This is a genomic window from Sporolactobacillus nakayamae (genome assembly GCF_900113325.1).
Lineage (GTDB): Bacteria > Bacillota > Bacilli > Bacillales > Sporolactobacillaceae > Sporolactobacillus > Sporolactobacillus nakayamae.
The window spans coordinates 1-11,150 of the sequence record NZ_FOOY01000043.1 but is presented as its reverse complement, the minus strand read 5'-3'; the positions used below and the strand labels follow the sequence as shown (position 1 = coordinate 11,150).

Here is an 11,150-nt window from a genome sequence, read left to right as displayed (position 1 = left end):
AATCAAAACCACCCGTGTGAACGGGTGGTTTGCTCTGCGGCTGAAAGCCTTTGTTACTGGCCAGCCCTTAAAAGGGCACCGAGGCGTCCGCCAACCGCACTACTTCCCCGGCACCCCTAAAGGGTGACTTCTACTTTTTCTTTTTTGAGCGTTTGACCTCTTCTCCGGTAAACGGATCAATATGTTCAAACATGCTTAGTTGCTCTGCGACTACATCCTCTTGTATCTGATTACGAATGTATTCTGCAATCACTTTCTTATTTCTTCCTACTGTATCCACATAATATCCCTTGCACCAAAATTTTCGATTTCCATATCGATATTTTAAGTTCGCATGTCGATCAAAGATCATTAAACTGCTTTTTCCTTTGAGATAGCCGATAAAAGATGCAACGCTTATCTTAGGCGGTATACTGACCATCATGTGAATGTGATCTTTACATGCTTGGGCTTCGATAATTTCTACACCTTTTCGTTCACTTAACTGTCTTAAAATCATGCCTATATCTTGTTTTAACTTTCCATAGATAATTTGTCTCCGATACTTTGGTGCAAAAACAACATGATACTTACAATTCCATTTTGTATGTGCTAAACTGTTAACATCAGATGGCATAAAAGAGTCTCCCTTTGGCTGATAAATTTGGTTGGCGAACCAAAATTTATCTTAACACGAAGTGAGGCTTTTTTTGATACATCGCTTGAAGCTCTCCGGAACCCTAGGCATAGCCTAGGGTTTTCAAAACATGAATAAAAGGAACCGGCTCAAGGCCGGTTCCTCCAGAATTTCACTTTTCACAAATGTAAACGCAGATATGCGTCGATAAACGGATCGATGTCGCCGTCCATGACGCGGTTCACGTCTCCAATTTCAACATTGGTACGGTGATCCTTGACCATGGAATATGGGTGGAAGACGTAGGAGCGAATCTGGCTGCCCCAGCCAATTTCCTTCTGCTCGCCGTGAAGCGCGGCCATTTCGGCTTCCTTCTTCTCTTCCTCCAACTGATACAGGCGCGATTTCAACATCTTCATCGCCTGATCACGGTTTTGAAACTGTGACCGTTCCGACTGGCAACTGACAACCACGCCGGTCGGAAGGTGCGTCATACGCACGGCCGATGACGTCTTGTTGATATGCTGACCGCCGGCGCCGCTGGAACGGAACACGTCGACGCGTAAATCTTCCGGCCGAATATCAATTTCAATATCATCATCAATTTCCGGCACCACTTCACATGACACGAACGATGTGTGACGGCGTCCGGCAGCGTCGAACGGCGAGATGCGCACCAAACGGTGGATCCCCTTTTCCGCCTTCAAATAACCAAACGCATCCGGTCCTTTGATCATCAACGTGACGCTCTTCACGCCCGCTTCATCACCGGGCAGATAGTCCAGCGTTTCCACTGCGAACCCCTTGTTCTCCGCCCAGCGCGTATACATACGCAGCAGCATTGACGCCCAATCCTGAGCTTCCGTACCGCCTGCTCCCGGATGGAGCTCCAGGATCGCGTTGTTGCGGTCATGCGGTCCGCTGAGCAGCAACCGTGTTTCATATTTGTTGAACGCGGTCCGGGATTCTCCGAGCGATTCCTCCAGCTCAGCCTTCAGATCCGCGTCATCTTCTTCTTTGACTAACTCATAGGCAACCTGCAGATCTTCAAATTTGTTTTCAAGATCCGTCAGACTGTCGACCTTGCCTTTTAACTCATTGGACTCGTCGATCACCTTCTGGGCTTTCTCATTATCATCCCAGAATCCCGGCATCGTCATTTTTTCATCCAATTCGGCGATCTTTGCCTTCTTGTTATCTAAGTCAAAGAGACCCCCTAAAGTCTTTGAGACGGGTTTCCATCTCATCAATTTCGTGTTTCATTTCAGGTAAATCCATGTTCATCCTACTTTCCAAGTTCCACAGATCATTTTCCGTGGCAGTTTTTATATTTTTTGCCGCTGCCGCATGGGCACGGATCATTACGGCCGACATGTACCTTGCGTTTGATCGGCTTCTTCTTCACCGGTTCGTCATCCTGACCGCCGGAGATCACGCGCAGTCCGTGAGTCACGCGTTCACGTTGAATCGGTTCCTCCTCGCGAATTTCCGCTTTCATCAGGAAGTTGACAATCTCTTCGTCGATGCTTGCGACCATTTCCTCGAACATCTTGAAGCCTTCGATATTATATGCGCGGTATGGATCAACCTGACCATATGCCCGCAGATAGATGCCTTCGCGAAGCTGTTCCATTGCGTCGATATGATCCATCCACTTCGTATCCACCGTACGCAGCGTGATCACACGCTCGAATTCGCGCATCCGTTCCGACGTGAACTGCTCTTCTTTTTCATCGTAACGAGCAAGCGCCTTCGCATACAAATCGTCGATCATTTCTTCCGGATCCTTGCCGTCAAGGTCCTTCAGAGTCAGCACACCTTCGTTGAAAATTTTCGCGTTCAAGTAGTCAATAACCGCTTGGAGATCCCATTCTTCCGGTACTTCCTTTTCCGGCGTATGCGCGTGAACGATATTCTCAATGACGAGCTTGATCATGCCTTCAACATCCGGACGCAGGTTCTTGGATTCAAGAACTTCCATACGCTGTTTGTAAATAATTTCACGCTGTTGGCGCATAACATCGTCGAATTTCAGCAACTGTTTACGCGCGTCAAAGTTGTTGCCTTCGACACGTTTCTGAGCTGATTCCACCGACTTGCTGACAAGCTTGCTTTCGATCGGTGACGTATCATCCATGCCGATCTTTTCCATCCAAGCTTTCATTTTATCGGAGCCGAACCGTTTCATCAAGTCATCTTCAAGCGAAAGATAGAAGCGCGATTCACCAGGATCGCCTTGACGACCGGAACGTCCACGCAGCTGGTTGTCAATACGACGGGATTCATGACGCTCCGTACCAAGGATGAACAGACCGCCAAGATCAGCCACACCTTCGCCAAGCTTAATATCGGTACCACGACCGGCCATGTTGGTAGCAATCGTTACCGAACCCGTTTGTCCTGCATTTTCAATGATCTCCGCTTCACGCGCGTGGTTCTTCGCGTTCAAGACATTGTGCGGAATGCCATGCCTCTTCAGAAGCTTCGAAATCAATTCCGAAGTTTCAACAGCCACCGTACCAACAAGCACCGGTTGACCGCGATGATAGAGCGTCGTGATTTCATCAACAACCGCTTTGAACTTGCCCTTTTGCGTTTTATAAATCAAATCCGCATTGTCCACACGGATCATCGGTTTATTCGTCGGAATTTCAATAACATCCATGTTATAGATGCTCTGGAATTCTTCCTCTTCTGTCTTCGCCGTACCGGTCATACCGGAAAGCGTCTTGTACATGCGGAAGAAGTTCTGCAGCGTGATCGTCGCCAGCGTCTTACTTTCACTCTGGATCTCAAGACCTTCCTTGGCCTCAATCGCTTGGTGCAAACCTTCACTGTAACGGCGTCCCTGCATCAGACGACCGGTGAACGGATCGACGATGATAATCTCGCCGTCCTTAACCACATAATCCTGATCAAGGTGCATGATCGCATGCGCCTTCATCGCTTCACTCACATGGTGATTGATTTGCACATTGGTATAGTCATACAAGTTCTTAATACCGAAAAAGTTCTCCGCCTTAGTCATGCCTTCCTCAGTCAGCTGTACCGACTTCGTCTTCAGATCGACCGTGTAATCCTGTTTCTCAGACAGAAGACGCGCGAACTGATTGGCGCGCACATACAGATCCGTCGACTTCTCCGCGTTGCCGGAAATGATCAGCGGTGTCCGTGCTTCATCGACTAAAATGGAGTCCACTTCATCGACAATCGCGAAACTAAGCGGGCGCTGAACCATTTCTTCTTTATAGAGCACCATGTTGTCACGCAGATAATCGAAGCCGAACTCACTGTTCGTGCCATACGTAATATCAGCAGCGTAAGCTTCCTTCTTTTCCTCAGGGTTCAGACCGTTAATATTCAGACCAACCGACAAGCCGAGAAAATTGTACAGCAGCCCCATTTGTTCCGCGTCACGCTTAGCCAGATAATCATTGACCGTAACCAAGTGCGCGCCTTGACCCGCCAGCGCATTCAGATAAAGCGGCATCGTCGCAACGAGCGTTTTACCTTCACCGGTTTTCATCTCGGCGATATTTCCTTGATGCAGCGCGATCGCACCAATCAACTGAACATAATACGGCGTCATGCCAAGAATACGTGTCGACGCCTCGCGAACCACCGCAAATGCTTCCGGCAGCAGATCATCAAGCGTCTCGCCATTCTCCAAACGCTGCTTGAATTCCGGCGTCTTCGCCTGCAGCTCATCATCACTCAGCGCCTTCATTTGATCGGCATAGGTCTCAACCACATGCGCGATTTTCTCCATCTTGCTGAGCTTGCGGAGGCTTGTATCTCCTAAAACTCGTTTGAGCATTCCTATCATGCCTGCATACACCTCATTTAAGATTTCTGATTGAGCGCCACATGCCCGCGCCATCAGTAACAATCACTTGTATCATGCGTTCACGTATGAACCTGTCCGAAAAATCCCTACATCAATATGTCCTCTATTTTAACAATATTCGCCCACGGTGACAATTACCCGCAACGAAAATCACACAATCCATGAGTTCCCCATTCACCCTCAACCATGTGTTCGTCCGCAAACAGCCCTTTTCGGGGTAATGCCAGCTCTATTCTTATTATGGCAAATGCCAACAGCTTCCATTATACGGCAAAACCAATGCCAAGAAAACAGCAAACCTTTTTGGAAAAAAGCAGCTTAAGCAAATGAGCTGCTCGGAATTCCGAATTCAGTGCAGCAGCCTATGCGTGTGCACAACCAAGAATCCGAAAGGGGGAGATTCGCGTGTGCGAATCTCCCCCCAGCTGTATAGTCAATCATTTTTCATTATTCTTGATCAATCAAACCAAACCGTCCGTCTTTGCGGCGATACACAACCGCGGTCGAATCATCTTCCGCATTATTGAAAACGAAGAAGGAGTGACCAAGCATATCCATCTGAAGGATCGCCTCATCAACCGTCATCGGCTTAAACACAAAATGCTTCTTACGAACGACATCAAGCGCTTCCTCATCTTCAACCGTCTTCGTTACCGTGCTGCCTGCATTTTGCAACGCCTGCTTCGCACCTTGGCGGCTCTTGCGGTTGAGTTTCGTTTTGTGCTTTTTGATCTGACGCTCAAGCTTGGAAACAGCCAAATCAATCGCTGTATAGAGATCTTCCTCGCCTACTTCAGCTCTCAGGAGAAGGCCTTGTAGCGGAATCGTTACTTCAACCACCTGTTCTTTGTTATGAACACGCAAATTCACACGCGCGCTCGTTTCAATAGGAGCATTGAAGTACTTTTCCAACTTGCCGATTCTTTTCTCTGCGTAATCCTGCAAAGATGATGTCACTGTGATGTTTTCCCCGCGAATAATAATATCCATGAGAAAGCCTCCCTTCAATACTATATACATTCGCTATTCCCGTCCCAATTCCTTCCCAAACATCAAAATAGTTTTACAACAACCGCTTTCTTTTATCTATTTTCGACAAAACCAGTCTTTTTAAACTTACTATTAGATTCATGCAAAATAGGTATCAATCATATGCAATATTCCAATTGAAATACAGGCGTCAAATGCGCTACATTGTATTGACGCTGCCTGTTATAGCACATATAATGATAACGCAAACAGGAAATAATAACGCGGCAATTCACACAAAGTTGTCCAACATTTTCCTTAATCAAACCATCAATTTAGTGTCAGACTATCTAACACTTCAACACGTATATGATTCATAACGCAAAGGGTATAAGTGCGACGGTGACCATATCTCATAAAAGGGGTTTTGACCATGTCAGTCAAAAAAGAAGAAATCATTGAATTGTTCGAAAGGCTCAATGAAGACGAAAAAGAATCCACCTACAATTACTTGCAATTCCTCGCAAGTCTGAATACAGAACCCGAAAAAGCAGCCGTAGCTGCCGACTAAATAGAATCCAGAATTCAGTACCCAATCGTCCATCCGTTAATCCTAACGGGTGGACGATTTGTTTATCTAGAGAAAAATCACTAATGAATCAATGATCTTAGTGTATGAAAAAATGGGCGATTGGTGAAAAATAAAAAATCACCGCCTCAGCAGTGACTTTCACTCCCTCTTATCCAAGAACATGCCGTCCTTAGTCGGGCCACTATATGGATTCCGATAGCGATTGACCGTCTTTTTTCTGTGCCTGAATTGGCTCATGTCATTCGTAATCTCTTGCTTAATCAACTGAAGTGATTGATTGATCCGTTGATTCATCGATTCAATCTCTCGTCCAATCTGACGATCCGAATCATTGCAGTGATCCGGCAATCCCTTCAAAAGCGTTTCTCGCGCGTCAAGCAACCGCTGCAGCTTCTCGATGAATGCATCACGCTCCTCACGCTCATACCCCTTAATCAGTTCATCCAGCTCAACCGTCCGATCATAAATCTCCTGTAGAACCATCTTAGGCTCGATCCCGCTTCGGTTGTTTCTTTTGCGTGATTTCAATCACTTGCTTCCACGTATCACGAAATTCAGCCACAAACCCTTCGACTTCATCAAGAATCGCCGTATCATTCTTGATGTTCGCTTCAATCAATCGACGATTCATATAATCGTACATTTGCATCATACTCTTGGCTACAGGCTGCTTCTGATCCAAGGTCACCATTAACTCTCGGATTATGTTTTGAGCTTTCTGAATATACGTATTTTTGTTTTCAATATTATCTTCTGAAATCGCCAGTTTCCCTTGGCGAATAAACTTAATGCATCCATTATAAAGCATCAACGTTAACTCACCAGGAGTGGCGGTTAATACAGAATTTTGTTGGTAGCTTTTATATGCGCTTGCGGGCATTATTGTACCTCCTAAAAAAGCTAATCTCATGAACTCGTAAATTGTGACAGATAAGTTGCCTGACTGTTGGATTGTTGAATTGCGGCTTCCATTGCATCGAATTGGGTATAATATCGGGTTTGGATATCCTGAAGCCGTAATTTGAACGCGTCAATCCGGTCGTTCATGTCGTCAATTGATTTGCCCATCGAATACTGAGTATAGACCATATTAGTATTTCCGGCTTTGTCCTCAATTTGATCCATTGTGTTCTTCAAGGTAGTATTCAGGCGCTGCATTATTCCTTGTGATGAGGACGTAGTTCCCGTATTAGAGAACATCTCCATCACTGCCTGTGGATCGGTACTAATCGCTTCTTTTAGTTTGTCCTCATCAATAACCAGCTTACCATGATCAAGATAATTCGAACTTGTGGTAATGCCCATTTCAGATAGCTGGTTCATTTTCGTGTTGCTTGTACCACTGACTGACGAATAGAGATCCATTCGCATTTGGCTCAAAGCGCCGCTCAAAATACTATCATTAGCTAACATCCCTGACTGTGCCTTAGTCGTCCAAGCAGTGACATCTGAATCACTCATACTTGATTTCTGGGCATCCGTTAGTGGTGAATAGTCACGATTACGTGTTTCAGAGATCTTATCATTAATCTGTTTGATTATGTCATTATATTGGCTGACAAAATCAGAAATGGATTTAAATACCGCATCAGTATCTGTACCAATATTAATTGATGCAGAACCCGAAAACGAACTCTGTAAATTGAATGTTACACCACTCACTGTAAATGTGTTCGAATGACGCGATGTTTCAAGCCCATTTAAAGTGAACTTAGCATCTGTACCTTCTTGTTCATTAGTTGAATCCAAGTTTAATGTCTTTGTGAGAAAATCACCACTAAATTCAATTTCAGCCCCAGTGCCATCTATTGGAAGCTCATTCTCATCCTTTTCTTGCAAATGGTTATCTCCGGTCGCAGTCCGAGTCATTGATACTTTTCCCGTTGCTGAGTCATAAAAGGCGTTTACACCAATATCTGAACTTGTAATGTCAGACATAATCTTATCAAGTGAAGTTGTCGACGGATCATCATAGGAAAACGTTCTACTCGTTGCTGTTCCGTCATTATATGTCGTGATAGTAAAAGTTATGGGGCTACTAAACGTTTGATCAAGTGCGTCTTTTTGTGATAACAACGACTTTGAAGAATCAAATGTCTGATTTTCTTTCACTATGGAAGCTTCACTGTTATTGTGCGCCGCAGTTGCCATTGTCACATTTGACAGAGTATAAGCTACATTACCGGAATTCGCTCCACCAGTTGCCGTTACTTTAGATGAGTCACTTGATGTTGCTGTTTTCGCTAAATAAGGTCCCTGCAGTTTCATCTTTTGTATCGTCGTTTGCAGGTTGCTTAATAATGTATTCATCGAACGGTAATCATCTCGCTGCCATTCCGTCAGTTGCAGATTCTGCTGCATCTGAACAAGTGGTTGGCTTTCTGCAGTCATTAGCTTAGCCACAATACTATCTACGTCAATTCCACTTGCCAATCCACTGACTCGACTTGTATTTGTTGCACCAATCATACTATTAATTGAATCAATTGAAACACTGCTTGAACTTGAATCTGCCATACTTTACACCTCTATTCAATCAAACTCTTTTATTTACAATTAAGCCAAGCTTCTCAGCAATTGCTGCATACATGTCCATGAACTTTTTGGGAGGAATCTCACGTATAACCTGATGCGTCCGAGAATCCTCAACCTGCACATAATATTTGTTCAACTTATCATGAAGTACATAATGCATCTCTGTCAATTCCGGATTCAAAAGCTTATTTGCCTCCGAAACAAGATCATCTAATTGATCTTTGGTAAAAGGTGAATAAAGTCTCTCCTCTGTTTTGTCGGAATCAGTTTTGCTCTGGTCAGTAACCTTCGCAGATGTACTATGATTATCAACAATGCCACTTTGCTTCTGAGTCACATCATTCAATGAGACATCCACGTTCATGGACAATCCTCCTCGCCCCTCTTAATGTACTATTAACTATATCGGAATCTCTCTATAAAACGTTTAGGTTTTAAAAAAAGCGAGTTTCCTATTTAGTTAAGGAAACTCGCTTTTTCTAAATAAATATGGATGTAATAAATCAGTTATCTTAGAAGTTGAAGAACACCCTGTGGTAGCTGATTTGCTTGTGCAAGCATTGCTTGAGCAGCCTGATTAAGAATATTGTTCTTTGTGAAGTTGCTCATTTCAGCAGCCATATCAACGTCAGCAATACGTGATTGAGCAGCTGTCAGATTTTCTGAAGATGCGCTCAGATTGTTAACCGTATGTTCAAGACGGTTTTGGAAGGCACCAAGTTTAGCACGTTCAGAAGAAACTTTAGTGATAGCATCGTTTACTGCTGTTATTGCTTTTTCAGCACCAGCCTGAGTCGTGACATCAATATCATCAACACCCAACTTGCCCGTGTCCATTTGATTGATATCGACTTTCATCGTCTGATTCTCGTTTGCACCGATGTGCATAGTTAATGCATTGTTTGTCGTTGTAATAGTTGAAGTTGTACCCGCTGCTTTACGAACCGAATCGATGTCCAAACTAAATTCGAATCCTCCAGCTTCAAAGTCGCTATCGGTAATTACTGTGTTAGCGGCGCTAGAATAAACTCCCGCACTCGCTGCGTTTGTTATTGTAAGGTCACCAGCAGCTGCATATTTTGCATTAATATTAAGAGTCATTTGACCTGCTTGAACTGTTGAAGTGCCACCCTTGATAGTGAGCTGTTCGCCGTTTGAACCAACCAAAACCGCATCCGTTGCGGTTGCATTATTGAAGTCAACGTCAGCAACACCAGCAATCACAGCACCATTTTCATCAGTCAAATTAAAATCAAAGCGTCCAGCAGTAGCACCATCTGTAACATTTAAAGTATAATTTCCTAATTTTAGCCCAACTGATGCACTTGCTGTCGTGAAATCAAAATCTGTTGATGCTAATCCAGTTGTATTTGTTTTAACATCTGCTTTTACGGTCGCCGCTGCAACATTTTTTACTGTGTAAGTATCAGCTGCTAAATCAGCATTGGCAACAGATACGGATTTTAATCCAAGGGTATCAGTACCTAGTACAGCTGAGTTTCCAACGCTACCATTCAATAGTTTTTTCGTATTGAATTCGGTATCATTAGAAATACGATCTACTTCATCTTTCAGCTGACTAATTTCTTTCTGAATTTCTTTTCTATCAGCGTCTGTTGAAGTATCGTTCGAAGATTGGACTGCGAGTTCACGCATACGTTGCAGAATATCTTGAGTTTCATTCAGTGAACCTTCAGCCGTTTGTACTAATGAAATACCATCTTGTGCATTGCGGCTCGCTTGATCCAAGCCACGAATTTGGCCTTTCATTTTTTCAGAAATTGCGAGACCAGCAGCATCGTCAGCAGCACCGTTAATGCGAAGACCAGATGATAGTTTTTCAAGAGATTTTTGTGTAGCCGTTGTGTTTTTGTTGAGCTGAGTCAATGTGTTCAGCGCAGCAATGTTGTGATTAATAATCATAAATTGTTTCCTCCCTGAATTGTGAATTCCCACGTCCATGTGGAATAGTATTTAGGCAATCGGAAAGGCGCCTTCCCAACCGCCTTACAATCTATATATCGTCATTAGGAAAAAGATGTTTAGTAGAGTTTTCATTTTTTGTTTGAAACTTTTACAGCATTTGCTTAGTTTCATTAATTTTGCAATATTTATAAAGTTCTTCATCAAAGCAAAACATTTCTCGATCAGAACCCATGTAATATGCAACAGACATAATCACTAAGATGATACTAACAATTATTTGTAGCATTTGAAAGGGAAGCAAGCAATTCCAACTTATTTTTGAAATGTTATAATTACTCAACTTTCGCACCCTAATTTGGGCAGATAAACCTTGATATAGTTGGGTAAGCTCTCAATCCATTGTGTCAGTTGACAAGTAACCCATCTTTTGATTGATTTTTTTGTTTTTGTTAGGGCGTCATGAAGAATATCCATGAGCTGCGTCAGTGCTACAGCCCAATCCAGTTCATTCATTTCGTCACAGAGTTCATAAAACATACCACCAAGGGTTCGATTATCTGTACTGCAACGGTTTTGCCAAGACAGGAGAATAAACCTTGTAAAGACAATGGTTGTGTGGCTAATCAGCAGATCGTACGATCTGCCCTGGAACTCTTTTTGAAGCT

The 11,150-nt window shown here is 43.7% G+C and carries 10 protein-coding genes and 1 pseudogene; 1 reads left to right on the top strand and 10 read right to left on the bottom strand.

Features of this window, described 5'->3' with window-relative positions; translation table 11 throughout:
- Positions 1 to 130: 130 nt before the first annotated feature.
- From tnpA to hpf, 4 genes are all read right to left on the bottom strand, one after another.
- Positions 131 to 616, bottom strand: coding sequence for an IS200/IS605 family transposase (tnpA, locus tag BM003_RS17235; protein WP_093672372.1), 486 nt, complete (start codon positions 614 to 616; stop codon positions 131 to 133).
- A 179-nt stretch (positions 617 to 795) separates the two neighbouring features.
- Positions 796 to 1,894 (bottom strand): peptide chain release factor 2 gene (gene prfB, locus BM003_RS17230; RefSeq protein WP_143128495.1). Its coding sequence is split into 2 segments (ribosomal slippage): positions 796 to 1,830 and positions 1,832 to 1,894, totalling 1,098 coding nucleotides; the frame shifts between segments, so codons are not numbered across the junction.
- A gap of 28 nt (positions 1,895 to 1,922) precedes the next feature.
- A complete protein-coding gene (secA, locus tag BM003_RS17225) occupies positions 1,923 to 4,442 on the bottom strand; it encodes a preprotein translocase subunit SecA (RefSeq protein ID WP_093674856.1) in 2,520 nt (839 codons plus the stop codon).
- Between the two features lie 468 nt (positions 4,443 to 4,910).
- Positions 4,911 to 5,453, bottom strand: coding sequence for a ribosome hibernation-promoting factor, HPF/YfiA family (gene hpf, locus BM003_RS17220; protein WP_093674854.1), 543 nt, complete (start codon positions 5,451 to 5,453; stop codon positions 4,911 to 4,913).
- 412 nt (positions 5,454 to 5,865) lie between these two features.
- Between hpf and BM003_RS17795 the strand changes: the two genes are divergently transcribed.
- Complete coding sequence (locus BM003_RS17795) at positions 5,866 to 6,003, top strand: hypothetical protein (RefSeq protein ID WP_177184861.1); 138 nt, start codon at positions 5,866 to 5,868, stop codon at positions 6,001 to 6,003.
- A gap of 159 nt (positions 6,004 to 6,162) precedes the next feature.
- Here BM003_RS17795 and fliT read toward each other — a convergent pair whose 3' ends face one another.
- The 6 genes and pseudogenes from fliT to BM003_RS17190 form a co-directional block, all read right to left on the bottom strand.
- Positions 6,163 to 6,507, bottom strand: coding sequence for a flagellar protein FliT (gene fliT, locus BM003_RS17215; protein ID WP_093674853.1), 345 nt, complete (start codon positions 6,505 to 6,507; stop codon positions 6,163 to 6,165).
- A 1-nt stretch (position 6,508) separates the two neighbouring features.
- Positions 6,509 to 6,904: a flagellar export chaperone FliS gene (gene fliS, locus BM003_RS17210; protein ID WP_093674852.1), complete on the bottom strand. Its 396-nt coding sequence runs from the start codon at positions 6,902 to 6,904 to the stop codon at positions 6,509 to 6,511.
- Between the two features lie 26 nt (positions 6,905 to 6,930).
- Positions 6,931 to 8,541, bottom strand: coding sequence for a flagellar hook-associated protein 2 (locus tag BM003_RS17205; RefSeq protein WP_093674851.1), 1,611 nt, complete (start codon positions 8,539 to 8,541; stop codon positions 6,931 to 6,933).
- Between the two features lie 19 nt (positions 8,542 to 8,560).
- Positions 8,561 to 8,923 carry a flagellar protein FlaG gene (gene flaG, locus BM003_RS17200; protein ID WP_093674850.1) on the bottom strand — a complete coding sequence of 121 codons (363 nt, stop codon included), beginning with the start codon at positions 8,921 to 8,923 and terminating at the stop codon, positions 8,561 to 8,563.
- Between the two features lie 143 nt (positions 8,924 to 9,066).
- On the bottom strand, positions 9,067 to 10,482 hold the full coding sequence (locus tag BM003_RS17195; protein ID WP_093674849.1) for a flagellin N-terminal helical domain-containing protein: 1,416 nt from the start codon (positions 10,480 to 10,482) through the stop codon (positions 9,067 to 9,069).
- Positions 10,483 to 10,821: 339 nt separating this feature from the next.
- A pseudogene (locus BM003_RS17190) lies at positions 10,822 to 11,150 on the bottom strand (IS4 family transposase); the annotation flags it as partial.

What these genes read in the sequence shown, in the direction of transcription:
- tnpA (WP_093672372.1), bottom strand. Translation starts at nt 616, where the DNA reads ATGCCATCTGATGTTAACAGTTTAGCACATACAAAATGGAATTGTAAG.
- secA (WP_093674856.1), bottom strand. Translation starts at nt 4,442, where the DNA reads ATGATAGGAATGCTCAAACGAGTTTTAGGAGATACAAGCCTCCGCAAG.
- hpf (WP_093674854.1), bottom strand. Translation starts at nt 5,453, where the DNA reads ATGGATATTATTATTCGCGGGGAAAACATCACAGTGACATCATCTTTG.
- BM003_RS17795 (WP_177184861.1), top strand. Translation starts at nt 5,866, where the DNA reads ATGTCAGTCAAAAAAGAAGAAATCATTGAATTGTTCGAAAGGCTCAAT.
- fliT (WP_093674853.1), bottom strand. Translation starts at nt 6,507, where the DNA reads ATGGTTCTACAGGAGATTTATGATCGGACGGTTGAGCTGGATGAACTG.
- fliS (WP_093674852.1), bottom strand. Translation starts at nt 6,904, where the DNA reads ATGCCCGCAAGCGCATATAAAAGCTACCAACAAAATTCTGTATTAACC.
- BM003_RS17205 (WP_093674851.1), bottom strand. Translation starts at nt 8,541, where the DNA reads ATGGCAGATTCAAGTTCAAGCAGTGTTTCAATTGATTCAATTAATAGT.
- flaG (WP_093674850.1), bottom strand. Translation starts at nt 8,923, where the DNA reads ATGAACGTGGATGTCTCATTGAATGATGTGACTCAGAAGCAAAGTGGC.
- BM003_RS17195 (WP_093674849.1), bottom strand. Translation starts at nt 10,482, where the DNA reads ATGATTATTAATCACAACATTGCTGCGCTGAACACATTGACTCAGCTC.